Source organism: Tistrella bauzanensis, assembly GCF_014636235.1.
GTDB classification, from domain to species: domain Bacteria; phylum Pseudomonadota; class Alphaproteobacteria; order Tistrellales; family Tistrellaceae; genus Tistrella; species Tistrella bauzanensis.
The window spans coordinates 15,208-31,929 of sequence record NZ_BMDZ01000062.1; the positions used below are offsets into that span (position 1 = coordinate 15,208).

At 66.4% G+C, this 16,722-nt stretch carries 11 protein-coding genes and 1 tRNA gene; 1 reads left to right on the top strand and 11 read right to left on the bottom strand.

The genetic code is table 11. The features are described 5' to 3' along the window. Nucleotides 1-6 precede the first annotated feature (6 nt). The 9 genes from IEW15_RS20170 to IEW15_RS20210 all read right to left on the bottom strand — a co-directional run bounded on the left by IEW15_RS20170 (nucleotide 7) and on the right by IEW15_RS20210 (nucleotide 12,304). Nucleotides 7-3,540: a PAS domain-containing hybrid sensor histidine kinase/response regulator gene (locus tag IEW15_RS20170; RefSeq protein ID WP_188581294.1), complete on the bottom strand. Its 3,534-nt coding sequence runs from the start codon at nucleotides 3,538-3,540 to the stop codon at nucleotides 7-9. 167 nt (nucleotides 3,541-3,707) lie between these two features. Next, the gene (locus IEW15_RS20175) at nucleotides 3,708-5,210 is read right to left on the bottom strand and encodes a sensor domain-containing diguanylate cyclase (RefSeq protein WP_188581296.1); all 1,503 of its coding nucleotides are present in this window, start codon (nucleotides 5,208-5,210) and stop codon (nucleotides 3,708-3,710) included. A gap of 31 nt (nucleotides 5,211-5,241) precedes the next feature. Continuing rightward, on the bottom strand, nucleotides 5,242-5,745 hold the full coding sequence (locus IEW15_RS20180) for a cupin domain-containing protein (protein ID WP_188581298.1): 504 nt from the start codon (nucleotides 5,743-5,745) through the stop codon (nucleotides 5,242-5,244). Nucleotides 5,746-5,854: 109 nt separating this feature from the next. Then, nucleotides 5,855-7,216 carry a DUF2254 domain-containing protein gene (locus IEW15_RS20185; protein ID WP_229708375.1) on the bottom strand — a complete coding sequence of 454 codons (1,362 nt, stop codon included), beginning with the start codon at nucleotides 7,214-7,216 and terminating at the stop codon, nucleotides 5,855-5,857. Continuing rightward, entirely contained in the window at nucleotides 7,213-7,683 is a 471-nt protein-coding gene (locus IEW15_RS20190; RefSeq protein ID WP_188581300.1) for a DUF1850 domain-containing protein, read from the bottom strand. The genes IEW15_RS20185 and IEW15_RS20190 overlap by 4 nt, the downstream gene beginning before the upstream one ends. 2 nt (nucleotides 7,684-7,685) lie before the next feature. Next, complete coding sequence (locus IEW15_RS20195) at nucleotides 7,686-9,800, bottom strand: TRAP transporter permease (RefSeq protein ID WP_188581302.1); 2,115 nt, start codon at nucleotides 9,798-9,800, stop codon at nucleotides 7,686-7,688. A 124-nt stretch (nucleotides 9,801-9,924) separates the two neighbouring features. Further along, on the bottom strand, nucleotides 9,925-10,905 hold the full coding sequence (locus IEW15_RS20200) for a TAXI family TRAP transporter solute-binding subunit (protein WP_188581304.1): 981 nt from the start codon (nucleotides 10,903-10,905) through the stop codon (nucleotides 9,925-9,927). Nucleotides 10,906-11,151: 246 nt separating this feature from the next. Beyond that, nucleotides 11,152-12,024: a formyltetrahydrofolate deformylase gene (gene purU, locus IEW15_RS20205; protein ID WP_188581306.1), complete on the bottom strand. Its 873-nt coding sequence runs from the start codon at nucleotides 12,022-12,024 to the stop codon at nucleotides 11,152-11,154. A 204-nt stretch (nucleotides 12,025-12,228) separates the two neighbouring features. After that, a tRNA-Ala gene (locus tag IEW15_RS20210) sits at nucleotides 12,229-12,304 on the bottom strand. Nucleotides 12,305-12,527: 223 nt separating this feature from the next. On the opposite strand from IEW15_RS20210, the gene IEW15_RS20215 reads away from it, so the two are divergent. Then, nucleotides 12,528-14,012, top strand: a complete 1,485-nt coding sequence (locus IEW15_RS20215) for a sensor histidine kinase (RefSeq protein WP_229708377.1) — start codon at nucleotides 12,528-12,530, stop codon at nucleotides 14,010-14,012. Between the two features lies 1 nt (nucleotide 14,013). Here IEW15_RS20215 and IEW15_RS20220 read toward each other — a convergent pair whose 3' ends face one another. Then, nucleotides 14,014-15,840, bottom strand: coding sequence for a sensor histidine kinase (locus IEW15_RS20220; RefSeq protein ID WP_188581308.1), 1,827 nt, complete (start codon nucleotides 15,838-15,840; stop codon nucleotides 14,014-14,016). Between the two features lie 12 nt (nucleotides 15,841-15,852). Beyond that, the gene (locus tag IEW15_RS20225; protein WP_229708380.1) at nucleotides 15,853-16,380 is read right to left on the bottom strand and encodes a hypothetical protein; all 528 of its coding nucleotides are present in this window, start codon (nucleotides 16,378-16,380) and stop codon (nucleotides 15,853-15,855) included. Between the last annotated feature and the right edge of the window lie 342 nt (nucleotides 16,381-16,722).

The following is a 16,722-nucleotide window of genomic DNA, read 5'->3' on the forward strand; positions in this document are numbered from 1 at the left end:
ACAGGATCAATCGGCGGCGATATCGGCTGCGGTTGGGGCAGCATCATCGCTCAGGCTGCGGGATCTGGTCACCAGATGGGCGATCAGCGCCCTGAGTGCGCCGGGCCGGAGCGGCTTGTAGGCAATGTGGCAACCGGCGGCCTCTGCGGCCTGCCGCACGGCGGCGTCGCGATCGGCGGTGATGACCGCGGCGGGCAGCCCGCTGCCGAAGCGCGCCCTCAACCCCGCCAGGACATCCAGGCCGTTCAGGCCGTGATCCAGGTGATAATCGGTCAGCACGATATCGGGCCGGCGCTCGCCCAGCGCCGCCATCGCGGCATCGGCGGTGGTGCCCCACACCACCTCGCAGGACCAGCCGGAGAGCAGGGCGGTCATGGCCTCGGCGATCGCGATCTCGTTCTCGATGCACAGCACCAGAATGCCGCTGAAGCCCGCGCCCTGCACCTGCGGCGTCACGCGCCGTGCCACCACCTCGGCCACCGCCATCGGCACCTCGACGGCGAAGCAACTGCCTCGGCCGGGGCTGGAGCGCAGGCTGAGCCGGTGACCCAGAATCGCCGCCAGCCGCTCCACGATCGACAGCCCCAGGCCAAGCCCCTTGTCGCGATCGCCGGGGGCGGTGTCGAGCTGGCGGAATTCCTGGAAGATCTCGACCTGCTTTTCGCTCGGGATGCCGGGACCGGTGTCCCAGATCTCGATCCGCAGCCGGTCACCGCTGCGCCGGCAGCCGACCAGAACCCGGCCGCGCGCGGTATAGCGCAAGGCATTGCCCAGCAGGTTCTGCAGGATACGCCGCAGCAGAACCGCGTCTGTCGCGACTGTCGCGCCGCAGGCGACATGGCGCAGCGACAGCCCGTGGCCTTCGGCGACCACCGCCATTTCGCGGGCCAGCGGCCTCAGGATGTCGTCGATCCTGACCACGCCCAGGCTGGGCTTGACCACGCCGGTATCGAGCCGGGTGACGTCGAGCAGATCGCCGAGCAGTTGTTCCACCGACCGCAGAGCGGCATCCGCCTGACCGACCAGCGGATCATCCACCCGATCGCGCGCCGCCGAGATGAACAGCCGGGCGGCATGCAGCGGTTGCAGCAGATCATGGCTGACCGCGGCCAGCAGCCGGGTCTTGGCCTGATTGGCGCGATCAGCCTCGGATTTCGCGGCGGCAAGGTCAACCGTGCGGGCGGCGATCCGCCGCTCAAGGCCCTCATTGGCCTCACGCAGCGCCTCGGCGGCGCGGTGGCGGTCTGTGACGTCATTGAACACCGCCACGAAACCGCCATCCGGCAACGGGTTCGAGGTTACTTCCAGCACCGTGCCATCAGGACGCACGCGGTGATAGGCATCGTGGCGGCTGCGCTGGGCGGGGTCGGACTGCCGGGTCAGCAGGCTGTCCATCTCTCCGTCGCGGCCGAACTCGCCGCGCTGGCGCAGATGGCTGACGATTTCGGACAGCGGGGTGCCGACGGCGATCATCGTCTCGGGCACGTCGAGCATGTCGAGGAAGCGGCGGTTCCACAACAGCACCTGGAAATCACCGTCGAACGCACACACACCCTTGCCGACATTCTCAAGCGTTGAGCGCAGCAACACGTGCTGGTTGAGGATCGCGCGTGACGCCTCGTCGATGATGGTGCGGGCATCCGACCGCGACAGGCGGCGGTCCGCGAGCAGGCTGGCCACCACCACTCGCGCCGAGGCCGAACCGATGGCGCCGGCCAGCAGCCATTCCGTGGCCTGCACCGCTTCCTGATCGATCCGCACCAGAAGCGCGCTGTCGAAGCCGCCGATATGGGCGGTGCGCACCTGCATCAGATCGCGGAATGCGGCATCGGCACGGCGGCGTCCGACATAACGAGCCGCCAGTTCGTGCAGATCGGCCAGCGTGGCGCCACGTGGATGCATGCGGCGATCTTCGATATTGTGCCGCATCGATACGAAGCGTTCCGCCTGACGCGTCTCAAGCGCTGAGCGCCGGGTGACCGCCGACACCCCCAGCAGCACCACGAGGTTAAGGCCAAGGCTGATGAGGGCGCCGGCTGACAGCAGGTCCAGATCATGGATGCCGCCCGATCCGTCGGCGAATGTCAGCCCGAGGCCGGCGAGCAGGACTTGAAATGTACTGGCGGCGATGAGGCCGGCTTCGGCGAAGGACGGGATCAGCACGGTTGCCACCCAGGCCACGAAGCCGGTAACCAGCCCCGCGATGGCGCCGGCCTTGGTGATGCGCCGCGAGAACAGCCCCAGCAGCAGGGGCGGCGCGAACTGGGCGACGCCGGCAAACGACACCAGACCGAAAGTGACCAGCGGAAAGGTACTGCCCAGCAGCCGGTAGTGGACATAGGCCAGGCTGAGGATGCCGATCACCGCCAGCCTGCGGACGGTCAGCAGCATGCGGCTTGGATCGGCATGCCAGCGCCGGGCGGCGGGCCGGAACGCCATCAGCGCCGGCACGATCAGATCGTTGCAGACCATGGTGCTGAGGGCGACGGTGCCGACGACGATCATGCTGGTGGCGGCCGACAGCCCGCCGATGAAGGCGAGCAGCGCCAGACCCGGCTGGTTCAGGGCCAGCGGCACCGTGACCAGGAAGGTATCGGCGTTGACGTCGCCGCCGGCGAACAGCAGCAGGCCGGCCAGGGCTACCGGCACCACGAACAGGTTGATTGCGATCAGATAGGCCGGAAACAGCCAGGCGGCCGTGCGGATATCGCCGACATGGGTGTTCTCCACCACCGCGACATGGAATTGGCGCGGCAGGCACAGGATCGCGAACCCCGACAACAGGGTCATCGCCCACCACGACAGATCCAGATCGGGTTGCATCAGCAGCCGCAGTTCCGGGTTGTCGAGTGCGGTTTCGATCAGATCGATCGGCCCGGCGGCCACGATGGTGGCGATGCTGCCGCCCACGATCAGAGCTGCCGCCAGCTTGACCAGCGATTCGGCCGAAATCGCCGCCATCAGGCCGGGATGATGTTCATTGGCGTGGATGTTGCGCACGCCGAACAGGATGGCGAAGGCCGCCATCACGATGGTGACCAGAAGCGTGGTCTGCCCTGGCAGATGCGGCAGGCTGGTATCGGCGAACGGATTGCCGGCCAGCGCCTCGAAGCTGATGGTGATCGCCTTCAGTTGCAGCGCGAAATAGGGCAGCACCACGATCAGGCCGATGAAGGTGACCAGTGCCGCCAGCACGCGGCTCTTGCCATAGCGTGCCGAGATGAAATCTGAAATCGACACCACGTTCTCGGCCTTGGCCACCCGGACCATCTTGGCCAGGATCGGCCAGCCCAGACCGATCATCAGGATGGGGCCGACATAGATCGAGACGAAGTCGAAACCGCCGGTCGCCGCCCGGCCGATGGCGCCATAGAAGGTCCATGACGTGCAATAGACCGCGAGGCTGAGGGCATAGAGCAGCGGCGCGCGGCGCTGGGTGAGGCTGGCGCGGCGCGCGGCGATGCGGTCACCGCGCCAGGCGATGGCGAACAGCGCTGCCAGATAGGTCAGCGACAGGCTGAGAACGAGCCAGCTGTCCATGACGACTCTGCGGACCCTTTCCCCCGTTGATCAGACATCGCCGAACCCCGACGTGCAGGACGGCGGTGCGCCTCGATCGACCTTGTGCATCTGACGGCATGGTTGCATCAGCCGGTCGGCTGTATACGCAGTCTGCGCAGGGATCGCCCGCCGGATCAAGCCGTCGATCATTCGGCGGCGACGGCGACGGCGACCTGGTTGCGGCCGCGGGCCTTGGCCTGATAGAGCGCCTGATCGGCGGCGGCGATCAATGCCGCGCGGCCGAGATCGTCGGTCGCCGCGCCGGGCCGGCAGAGCGTGATGCCGATGCTGAGAGTGATGGCCCGCGGTTGATCACCGATCCGGGCAACCGCCTGACGCAGACGTTTGGCCAGCACGCGGCCGGCCGCGAGGTCCGTATGCGGCAGGATGACCACGAATTCCTCGCCCCCGTGGCGGGCCACCATGTCACCGGACCGAAGCTGTGCCGCCAGTGCTGCGGCAACGGCACACAGGGCAACGTCACCGGCCGGATGGCCGAAGCGATCGTTGAACGCCTTGAAATGGTCGATATCGGCCAGCAGCAGGCACAGGCTGTCGCGACAGACATGATGATGGGTCAGTTCCTGTTCGAACCGGGCCATGAAGGCACGCCGGTTGGCGAGCCCGGTCAGAGGATCGGTGGCAGCGAGCCTCTCCAGGCGCTGGTTGGCGGCCTCGATCTGGCGTTTCTGATGCTCCAGCGTGTCCAGCGCCGCCTTGTACTCGTCGATATCCTGGACTTGCGACACGAAATAGCGCGGACTGCCATCGTCGTTGCGCACCAGCGACACGCTGAGCCCGGCCCAGATCGGCCGGCCATCCTTGCGGATATAGCGCTTCTCGATCCGGTAATCCGGGATCTCCCCCGCCAGCAACTGGCGCAGCAGATGAAGATCCGATTCCAGATGCGCCGGGTCGGTGATGCTCTGGAAGTCAATCGCGAGCAGTTCCGGCTCGTCATAGCCCAATATCTGGCACATCGCGTTGTTGACCTGCAGCCAGTGGCCGTCGATGTCGACCAGGGCCATGCCGATCGGTGCCTGCTCGAAGGCGGTGCTGAACAGGCGTGCGGCTTCGGCCAGCGCAGCTTCGGCGTCGCGCCGGGCGTCATCGGCGTGCTGCCGGGCAATGGCACCGCCGATGGCGGTGGCCATCATCTCAAGAAATTCGATGTCGTCGTCGTGGAAGCCGGCATGACGTATTGCCCTGTCCATGAACGCGATGGTCCCGAACAACCGGCCGGACACCCAGATCGGCGCGGCGATATAGGATTCGAACCCGAACTGGCTATAGGCCGGATGGACGCAGAGCACGGGGTCCGTGCCGACATGCAGCAGGGCGACACTGGCGCGGCGGCTGATCACCTCGGCGCAATAGGTTCCGGCCAGGGGGAACACGTCGCCAGAGGACAGGCCGCCCCCGGCTGCGGCCAGCACCTGGAACCGGTCATCGACAATATGGCTGATCAACCCGACGCTCATGCCCAGGATCTGGCGTCCGGCAGCCAGATAGTCCTGGAACCGGGCGGGCGCGTCGTCGTGATCGGCAATGATGATCCGGTGCAGTGCACGCAGATGCGACGCATGGCCGTCCGGCATCCGGTGGCGCGGATCGATGGACGAGGGCGGCTTGTGTCCAGTCTCGCGCATGCGCTTTCCTGTATCCGGCCAGATGTGCCGGTCAGCTGCGGTGGATCGGGTCGATCCACTTCACAGTCTCGGGTTTCTCGACCGGCTCGATATCCAGATTGACCACCACCGGTTCCTGATCCGACCGCACCAGCACGCATTCCAGCGGCTCGTCGGCGGCGGCATTGATTTCCTGGTGAGGCACATAGGGCGGCACGAAGATGAAATCGCCCGGCCCGGCTTCGGCGGTGAACTGCAACCGGTTGCCCCAGCGCATCCGCGCGCGGCCGCGCAACACATAGATCACGCTTTCAAGCGCGCCGTGATGATGGGCGCCGGTCTTGGCGTCGGGCTGGATCGTCACCGTGCCGGCCCAGATCTTGCTGGCGCCGACACGGGCGTTGTTGATCGCGGTCGCGCGCGACATGCCGGGCGTCTGTGCCGTCTGCGGGTCCAACTGGTCGCCGGGGATCACCTGAACGCCGGTGGTGCGCCAGTCGTGATCATGGCCGTGATGGTGGCCATGGTCGTGATCATGATGCTCGTCATCTGCCATGGGGGCGCCTCGTCTGGATGCGGGAAGACCGGCTTCACGGCCGCGTGCTTACTACCAGCCTAGCCGAGATCACGAGAGGGCGCAGCCCCGCGTGATGACTGTGACGGGGTCATTGCGGCATATCGGCGAGTGCCGCGTCGACCCGCGCCAGATCGTGATCGATGGTCAGGGCCGCGTGCGCATAGGCATGGACCTGCACTGCGGCCCGGCGCGCCACATCGGCATCCCCTTCATTCCGCGCCTCGCGCGCCATCACCGCCAGAACGCCCACCAGCCGGCAGACCACTTCGACCGCACCGGCGCCGCAGCGTGCGATCCGCATCAGGGCGCGATCGACCAGCGCATCGATGGTCAGGGCGGGCAGGGTGACATGGGCGGCGCCGGGACCCAGACGATCGGTATCGGGGGCCATGTCCTGACCGGGCGGGTCGGCCACCAGATCGGCCAGCAAGGCTTCAAGCCGGTCCAGGCATACCTCGGCGGTTTCCGGGTCGTTGATCCCTGGAGACAATGCGCGGCAGGCGGTTTCGCACAGCAGTTCCAGCGAGAACAACGGATCCTGGGTGTCGATCCGATCGCGGCCGATATCGAAGCATTCGCCGATCACCGCCAGCACCGCGTCGTCAACCGCGCCACCATCGCGGCTGCGGACCGTCGCCAGCGGCTTCAGCGGGTGCACGCCGATACCGGGGCGGTTGCTGATGTCGATCAGCAGCTGGTGCTGTTCGGCCAACGCCGCCAGACGGGCGGTATCGATCAGCCGCAGATAGCCGGTCACGGCGGGGCGCACCACCGTGCGGCCCCTGGCGGCGCCAGTGCCGGCGCCGCCAGCAGTGCTGTGCCGGGACTCCGCCGAATGGGGCTCGGCACCGCTGGTGCCGGCGGGCCGCCGAAGCCGCACGCCAAGCCCGGGCGCCGCGCGATGGGCGCCGACCGACCGGCAGGCGCTTCGGAAGATCCGGTCGATCATGCTCGACAGCTTCAGCGTGTCGGCGATGTGATGGAACCACATCACCATCCGGAACAGCGCCAGCGCCAGCGACAGCAATCCGCCCAGGCCGATCAGCAGCCGTGCGCCGGTGCCGTCGCGGCCAAGCCCCAGCACCACGATGCCGGCGACGGCATAGACGAAGCCGGCGACGAAGGTGGCGAGCGCGTTCTGGGTGATCCCGTCCGACATCAGGCCGGGCAGGGCCCGGGGCGATGCCTGGCCTGATGCGGCATTCAGCACCACCATCAGCACCGACAAGGTGACGGTGGCGATGGTCAGCAGACTGCCGCCACCCAGCTTCAGAAGCTCGACGATCGCATCCTTGTCGGGCACCGGGATCGCGTATTCCCCGGGCATATAGGGGCCGATGACGATCGCCAGCCCCACCCACAGCGCCGCGAGTGCGCTGGCCGCGGCTGGACGCAGCCACAGGGTCTCACGCAGCCGGGTCCAGGTCCGCAACAGGCTGCCGCGCATCATCCAACAGGCTCTCCGGCGGTGGCGACCGGCTGCCCGTCATGGCCGGGCACGGCGGCGATGTCGCATGGATACAGCCTGACCGGCTGGCCGCGCGCTGCCGGTGCAAGTCCGTCCAGCCCGTCGCAGACGCCGCCGGCCACACAGATCCGGTGCGGTGGCGTGTTGGTGGAATTGGCGAGGGTCAGGGCGTCGAGCGGACCGATCGCCGGGGTGTAGACCCAGTGCCCGTCGATCAGGCGGGCATCATCGGGCGGTTCCATGCCGGCGCCGCTGCCCGAGATGCGTGCCTCACCGGCATGAAGCAGATGATCGTTGCCGATCGACCAGGCCTCCTGCCAGAGGACGCGTTCAACGGAATGGGTCCAGGACAGGGTGAAGTCGGTAACGGGCAGGCGGGCGAGCGGCGGCCCGCCCTGGGCCAGGGCGATGCACAGACCGAGGGCAGTGGCTGCCGCCGCCCCGGCCATGATCAACCCGCCATCCGCAGCGTGCGCCGGCGGCGGATCAGGTGCTGGGCGATCACGATCGCGGCCAGCCCCAGGCCCAACTCGTCGGTCAGCGGCAGCGCCGCCACCAGCAGGAAGGCCGCGATCATGGCGGCGATCCGTTCCCACCATGCCAGCCGGCCGGCCAGGAAGCCGATGCTGGCGGCACCCCACAGGCCCATAGACACCAGCGCCTTGAGCACGATGAAGCCGACGGCGGGCCAGTAACCGATCGACTGGGCCAGCGGGCCGCCATCCTGCAGCATCAGCGCCGGGGTATAGACCGCCATGAACGGCACCACGAAGCCGGCGATCGCGATCCTGAGGCAGTTGACCCCGATCTTGAGCCCCGAAGCCTTGGCGATCGGCGAGGCCGCGAAGGCAGCCAGGGCCACCGGCGGCGTCAGATCGGCCATGATGCCGAAATAGAACACGAACATATGGCTGACGATCAGTGGCACGCCCAGCTCCAGCAAGGCGGGGCCGACCAGCGACGAGGTGATGATGTAATTGGGAATGGTGGGAATGCCCATGCCCAGCACCAGGCAGGTGAACATGGTCAGCACCAGCGACAGGAACAGGCTCTGGTCGCCGACATCAATGATCACGCGCGCGAAATTGGTTGCGAGCCCGGTCAGGGTCATGACGCCGATGATGGTGCCGACCAGCGCGCAGGCGATGCCCACGCCAAGGGCGTTGCGCGCGCCATCGGCCAGCGCATCGACCATCATGGTCAGGGTGGGTCTTGAGCCGCGCATCACGAAGCAGACGACGACCAGCACCAGGATGACGGCGGCGATGACATCGATGCCCCACCGGAAGAAGCCGGCGGCGGCAAGGCCGATGACCACCCAGAACAGAATCCGGATCGGCATGGCGGGCATCGCCGATGCGATCGGCGAACCCAGGATCAGAACCGCGGTGAGCGCCAGACTCACCGTGCCGGCAAACAGCGGCGTGTAGCCGGAAAACAACAGATAGACCAGCAGCACCAGCGGCAGCAGCAGATGCCAGCGCGCCTTCAATGCCGCCAGCGGATCGGGCAGCTCGGATTTGGGCAGGCCGGCAAGGTTCAGGCGGCCTGCTTCCAGATGCACCATCCACAGCACGGTGGCGAAGTACAGTATGGCCGGGATCAGCGCCGCCTCGACCACGTCGATATAGGGCACGTTCAGGGTTTCGGCCATGATGAAGGCGACCGCACCCATCACTGGCGGCATGATCTGGCCGCCCATGCTGGCCGTCGCCTCGACCGCGCCGGCAAAGGCCGGGCGATAGCCGAAGCGCTTCATCAGCGGGATGGTGAACTGGCCGGTGGTCACCACATTGGCGACGCCGGAGCCGTTGATGGTGCCCATCAGCGCCGACGATACCACCGCCACCTTGGCCGGACCGCCGCGCGCGCCGCCCACCGTTCCCATCGCAATGTCGGAAAACAGCATCACCATGCCGGCGCGTTCAAGAAAAGCGCCGAACAGGATGAACAGGAAGATGTAGGTCGACGAGACCAGGATCGGGATGCCGAAGATGCCTTCGGTGCCGAGGAACATCTGGTCGATCACCTGATCGAAGCCGTAACCGCGATGGTTGAGCGGCGAGGGCAGCAGATGACCGAAGACCGCATAGGCGAGGAACAGCCCGCAGATGATCGGCAATGCAATGCCCATCGCCCGCCGCGCCGCTTCGAAGACCAGCGCCAGCAGCAGCACGCCCAGCACGATATCGGTGTCCGACGGATCGCCTGCGCGCAGCAGAATGTCGGTCTCGAACACCCAGTGATACAGGCCGAGCAGGAAGCCCGCGAGGCCCAGCCCGATATCGAGCAGCTTCAACGGCGATCCGGCCGGCCGATGGGCGGCGGTCAACATGAAGCCGAGCAGCAGCAGGAAGCCGACATGGATCGACCGGACCACCAGGCTCGACAGCGGCGTGTAGGCCGCGGTGTAGATCTGGAAGGCCGAGAAGATCACGGCGATCAGGAAGATCGCCCGGCCGAAACCCTGGCGGCGATCCGGCAATGGCCCATGCATGGGCCCCGCCTCGAAAACCGGCTCAGCGGGAGATGAGGGCGCGGCGGCCCGGTCGGTGGATGCTGTCATGCGCGTGGATCTTCCGGACGCTGGCCTGTACCTGAAGCCGCCTGATGGCGCGTTGGGGTCCAGACACCATGCGCCGGGCGCGCCGCGTCTGCGGCGGCCCGGCGCATGGTGTCCGTCGGCGCGATTACTTCAGGACGCCGGCCTCGCGGTAATAGGCCTCGGCGCCGGGATGCAGCGGGATCGGCAGGCCCTTGGTCGCGTTCTCCAGCGTGATCGCCTTGGCGGCGGCGTGGGCCGCGGTCATGGTATTCATGTTGTCGAACATCTGCTTGGCCATCTCGTGCGCCAGCGCGTCCGGCACATCGGCATGGGTCACCAGGATGTTGCCGATGGCGACGGCGGGCACGGCTTCGGTCTGGCCGTCATAGGTGTTGGCGGGGATGTCCGTCGCCTGATAGGCGGGATCGCCGATCTTGGCCACGACATCCGCCGGCACCGCCACCACGGTGATCGGCACGCTGGTCGCCAGGTCACGGATCGATGCCACGCCCAGACCGGCCGACTGCAGCGTCGCGTCGATCTGGCGGTTTTTCATCAACTCGACCGACTCACCGAACGGCAGATATTCAACCTTGCCCAGATCGCCATAGGTGAGGCCGGCCGCCTTCAGGATTGCGCGGGCATTCAACTCGGTGCCTGAGCGTGGCGCGCCGACCGAGATCCGCTTGCCCTTCAGATCGGCCAGGGTCTTGATGCCGCTGTCCTGGCTGGCGACGATCTGGACATAGTTCGGATAGATGAATGCAATGGCACGCAGCTTGTCGAGCTTGCCCTTGAAGCCTGCTTCTTCATCTCCGGACCAGGCCATGCCGACCGAGTCGCCCAGGGCGAAGCCGATCTCGCCCCGGCCGGCCTGAAGCAGGTTCAGATTTTCGACCGAGGCCTTGGTCGATTGCACAGAGGTGCGCACGTCGGGGATGTTGTCGGCATAGATCTTCGACAGCGCCACACCCAGCGGATAATAGACACCGCTGGTGCCGCCGGTCAGCACGTTGACAAACTGTTCGGCCTTGGCGGCCACGGGTGCCGCAACGGTGATCGCCGCGGCCAGCGCCAGGCCGGCGATCCTTGCGCCCATGGTTTTGCGGGTGCTCAGCATGCTCATGGATATCTCTCCCCCATTTTGAGACGTCTTCTGATCTGTCTCTCCGGCTGCCTTCCTGTCCCCTCGATGGCGGACAACCGCTCCGGGGCCAGTTTAGCCGTGCGTCAGGGCGGCCGGGCAAGCAAAAGCTGCACACAACGCGAAACGAGGGGTGGGAAACATCCTCAGCGACAGGAAAACCGGCGATGCGGCGGCCCCGGCCGGCGGCGTCCCCGGGGGCTGCCGCATCCGGAACCGGCCTGCGGCTCAGCGGAACACGACGGTCTTGTGCTGGTTGATCAGAACCCGGCGCTCGACATGCCACTGCACCGCGCGGGCCAGCACGACGGTTTCAATGTCACGGCCGATGCTTACCAGGTGTTCCGAGGTATGCGTATGATCCACGCGCTCCACCGCCTGTTCGATGATCGGCCCCTCATCCAGATCGGTGGTCACGTAATGAGCGGTGGCGCCGATCAGCTTCACGCCGCGGGCATGGGCCTGATGATAGGGCCGTGCGCCCTTGAAGCCGGGCAGGAAGCTGTGATGGATGTTGATGCAGCGCCCGGACAGCGCCTGGCACAGCGTCGGGCTCAGGATCTGCATGTAGCGGGCCAGAACCACCAGTTCGACGTCCAGGTTCCGGATCAGATCGAGCAGGGCCCGTTCCTGGTCGCCCTTGGTGGCCGGCGTCACCGGCAGATGATGGAACGGCACATTGTGCCAGTCCGCCAGATGACGCAGGCTGTCATGGTTGCCCATCACACCTGCCACCTCGATCGGCAGCAGGCCGCTGTGCCAGCGATGCAGCAGATCGTTCAGACAATGACCGGCCTTGGACACGCAGATCAGCACCCGCGGGCGGCGGCAGAGGTCGTGCAGTGTCCAGCGCATGCCGAAGCGGCGGGCCAGATCGGTGAACCGCAGGCCCAGCCCGTCCGCATCCTCGCCCGCACCGCCGCCGGCAGCGGCCGACAGCACCACGCGCATGAAAAAGGTCTGAGTCTCACGGTCGCCATACTGGGCGCTCTCATTGATGAAAGCGCCTTCCGCGGACAGAAAGCCCGACACGGCCGCCACCAGGCCGACAGTGTCGGGGCAGGTGATTGTCAGGACATGGGTGGGGCTTGGAACGGGCATCGCTGGTCTGGCTCCGGGAGATGGCGTCGGCACGGGCGCTCGCGCCCGCATGCGACTGGTCGGCGCTCGCGCCCGCATGCGGCGGGTCGCGTCGGCATGAACGCATGCCCCGGCAGCTTGCGGCTGTCAACCGGACAGATGATGCAGAACGGCAGATGGTCTGATCCGGCGATCGCGTCGCGTCATCGCGCCGCTGATCGGAATTGGTGGAGCCGAGGGGGATCGAACCCCTGACCCCCTGCTTGCAAAGCAGGTGCTCTCCCAGCTGAGCTACGGCCCCGTACCATCCGGATCGTGGGGCGTTTTACTGCGGGTGGCGGCCAAGTGCAAGACCAGAAGCGCATGAACCGTCAGAGGAGGGGCGGCGGCGGCGTGGACGGCGCTTGACCGGTCCTCGTTCACGCTGTGGAGTGAACGGGTTCCGGCCGGTTGTATCGTCGATTGTGCCCGGCCGACTGGGCCCGAACGACAAAACAACAAGAAGCGACAAGAAGGAAACCGCAGTGTTTGGGAGGCGGGGAAAGGTCGCCGACTGGCTGGCCAGGGGGTTGATGGGGCTGGGGGCTGTCGTGGTCGTGATGGCCGCGGCAGTCGGCGTCGATCTGGTGATGCCAAGTCAGGGCATGCTGGCGGCGATGCTGGTGGTGCTGGGCATGACGATTGTCGGGCTGGCGGCGCTGGTCAGGCGGGAACGGCTGCGGGCGCTGCGCAATCTTGCCCGGGCGATGGATGCCGAACAGGTGCGCCGGACAAGCGAGGCGCGCCTGCTCGACGCGCTCAATTCCATGAGCGATGCGCTTCTGCTGTGCGGCCCCGACGACGCCTATGTCATCAGCAACCGGCGCTATGAGGAGATGCTCGGCCAGGGCTCGACGCGGCTGGCTGGTGGGGTCGCCTTCGATGTTCTGATGCGCGACGCCCTCGACCGCGGTGTGATCGATACGATGGGCGAGCCGGCGGAAGACTGGTTGCGGCGCCGGCTGGAGATGCGCCGGCATGGGGGAGGGCGGTTCGAGTTCCGGATGGCCGACGGTCGCTGGCTGATGGTGCGGGAATTTCCAACCCATGATGGCGGGCTGTTGTCGCTCTATTCCGATGTCACCATGGTCAAGGCGCGCGAGGCGGCGCTTGCGGCAGCCCGCGATACGGCCGAACGGGCCAACAAGGTCAAGAACGACTTTCTCGCGAATGTCAGCCATGAACTGCGCACGCCGCTGAATGCCGTGATTGGCTTCACAGACATGCTGCTGATGGGCTATGCCGGCGCGATATCGGACCGGCAGCGCGAATATCTCGGGGATATTCGCGACAGCGCCACCCATCTGCTCAGCGTCATCAACGATATTCTCGACCTCAGCCGTGCCGAGGCGGCGACCCTGGCCATGGATCCGCGACCGCTCGATCTGGCGCGATTGCTCCGGACGGCTGTGCGCATGCTCCAGCCGAAAGCGGATGAGGGGCAGTTGGCGATGACGCTGGATGTCGAGCCGCCGTCGCTGCGGATTGTCGCCGACGAGCTGCGTATCCGGCAGGTGGTGGTGAACCTGCTGTCGAACGCGATCAAGTTCACGCATCCGGGGGGCCGCATCACGGTGACGGCCTGTCCTGTCGTCATGGCGCCGGTGGCGATCTCTCCCGCGCTCTGCCCATCGGGATCCCATAGGCCGGCCCCGCTGCCGGCGGCGGCTGCGCTGTCTGTGCCATCGACATCCGCAGCCGATGCCGGCGCAGCGGGTGTGCGGATCATCATCGCCGATGATGGCATCGGTATGAGCCCGGCGGATGTGGAGCGCGCCTTCGAGCCCTTCGTCCAACTCGATGCCGGCTTCTCGCGGCGTTTCGAAGGCACGGGGCTGGGTCTGCCGCTTGCCCGCCGTCTGGTCGAGGCGCATGGCGGCCGGCTGGATCTCGACAGCCGCGTCGGCGGCGGCACGCGGGCGGTCATCACGCTGCCGGCGACCGGGGGGGCGAAGAACTGCCGGGACTGAACTAGAACGCCACCGCACGTGCGACCGGTTGAGGGCCGATCTCTGCCTGGATCGATGCGAGTGGCAGCCAGATCCGTGCCTCGGTGCCCATGCCGGGCACCGAGGTCAGCACCAGATGCCCGTCATGGGCCTCGATGAAGCGCCGGGCAAGCGGCAGGCCCAGTCCGGCGCCCTCATAGCGACGGGTAAGACTGCTGTCGATCTGCACAAAGGGCTGCTGCACGCGCTCGATCTGTTCGGCGGCGATCCCGATGCCGGTATCGGCGACGATGATCTCCACACCCGCCGCCGTGCCGCCATCGGGAAGCGATGCGGTTCGGTTCTTCAGGGTGACGGTGACGTGGCCGCCCTGGGGCGTGAACTTGATGGCATTCGACAGCAGCGCGTCCAGCGCCCGCTTCAACAACCGGCGATCGCCGCGGATGGCGCAGTCGGTCGACGGATCATGGGGCATGCGCGCCAGCGTCAGATCGGCATCCTGAGCCAGGCGCTCGGCATCGCTGAGGGCCGATGATACCAGGCGGTCCAGATCCATCGGGGCCGTTGTCATGCCATCGCGGTCGGCCCGCACGATTTCAAGGATGTCGTCGATCAGGCCCAGCAGCCGGTTGCCGCCGTCTCTGACATGCCCGAGATATTCGCGCTGTCGTTCGTTCAACGGCCCGGCGGTGCCATGGGTGACCATGTCGGTGAAGCCGATGACCGCGTTCAGCGGGGTCTTCAACTCATGGCTCATATTCGCCAGGAACTCGGTCTTGGCACGGCTGGCGGCTTCGGCGGCCTGCTTGGCGACGGCAAGATCCCGCTCGCGCAGCTTCAGCGCGGTGATGTCGGACATGACAAACACCAGGCCGCCATCGGCAATGGCGCGACGGGTGATCCTCAGCCAGTGATCGCCGGCAAAATGAACTTCATGATCGCGATCCTCATGGGTCGGCGGGGCATCGTCCACCGGTATGTCGACGCCGCTGATCCGGCTGCGGATATCGATGACGGCGCTGTCCATCAACTCCTGGCGCAGGGTCTGAATGTGGCGACCGGTGAACGGGCGGGGGACCGTGTCGGGAAGCAGTTCGTCGATCCGGCGGTTGGCGACCGCGATCCGGCCATCGGGCGTGGCGATCATCAGGCCGTCGGACATCGCGGTCATGGCATTGGACAGCATCTGTTCGGCGGCAAGTGCTGCGCGCTGGGCGGCATTTGCTTCCTCCCGGCGCAGGGTCTCGTGCTTCACCGCCCGGGTCAGCAAGATGACCAGGGCGCCACCCACGACCAGCAGCGCCATCAGCGGAACGGCGATCCAGTACCACATCGATCGCAGACGGTCTTCAAGGGCGGCCAGGCTGCGATTGCTGTCGAGCAGCAGCATCACCGAGGCGTCATAGGCTTTGGCGCGCAGGGCTTCGATGCCGATTGCGGCCGATGCGAGCGTCGTGTCGTCGGTGATCAGCGCAACCGCCTCGACGTCCAGAAGCGTCGAGCGGATGGTGCGGGACAGATCCGCCATGTCCTCGCGGCCGGCCAGTGCCTCGGCAACGATGCCCTGTTCGAACATGCTCAGACGGCTGTAGACGATGTCGGCCCTGAGCAGCAACTCGTCGAGGCTGTCGGGATCCCGCTGAAACCGGTATTCGGTGAAAGCGTTCGCCATCCGCAGCGTCTCGAAGTCGAGTTGAATGACCGCCCAGTCGCGTTCGGTGCGCTCGGTTGCCCGCAGACGGGTTTCCGCCACCAGCGACGCGACCGCCCACGCGATGATCGCGACCAGGATCACGATCATCACACCAAGGGCGGCGGCAACGAATTTAGAGGCGGGAAGAAAGCGCATCGGCCTGTGCAATCACTCGAAAGTCAGCTGTTTCAACTGCCAGACCATGCGCGACTGGATCTCGTGGCGTCCGGCGCCGTCCAGCTCCGACAGGGCGTCGAGCGGGAACACGATCCACAGCGGACCGCGTTCGCGAACCGACATCGGCTTGCCATTGTTGGTGTCGGCGATGATCCCGCCGCGGGTCACCGCGTCGGCGACGTCGAAAGTATAGGAATAGTCGTTGAGGGCGCGTGCCGTGACCGTGGGGCTGTCGATGCCCAGGCGCTGGATCAGCGCCGCCAGCGACACGCCGTCAAATCGCTGGATGCCGTTGGTCCAGGGGGTGGACGTCTCGATCGTGCTGCGTGGCATGGCGGCGAGCATCGCACGGTCGAAGATGGCCGTGCCGCCCGGTGTATTTGTGACGGCGAGCTTGCCCGACACGTCCAGAACCACCTTGCCGGTGGGGACGGCAAGAGCCATTTGATCCGCATGCGCCATCCGCGGCTGGATCAGCATGGTTGCCGGGGCCACGGCCAGTGCGATGGCGAGCCACATGAGTGCGAGCCTGCTGCGCATGATCGTCACGGGCCTGCTCATTCATCACCTGCATTTGTCGAAGATTTGAACGATATGCAGGATTTTCCGGCAGGCATGCCGTCGGACCTGCGGATCATCTCCAACCTAGCCGGGAAAACTTAAGCTAAGGTTAGCACTGCCTCTTATGCACGCGCCGGAGATGCCGTGCGCATCCTGTTGCGGCAGGACGGGGTCTGGACGGCGGCGACCTTCATAGCCATATGTCCCTCTCCCCAGACTGAGAGTCGGACTCAAAACTAATACCCATTGATTTCAAGCCCTTGCGATGAACCGTGCGGTGCGTCGGATGGAGGCGATGAG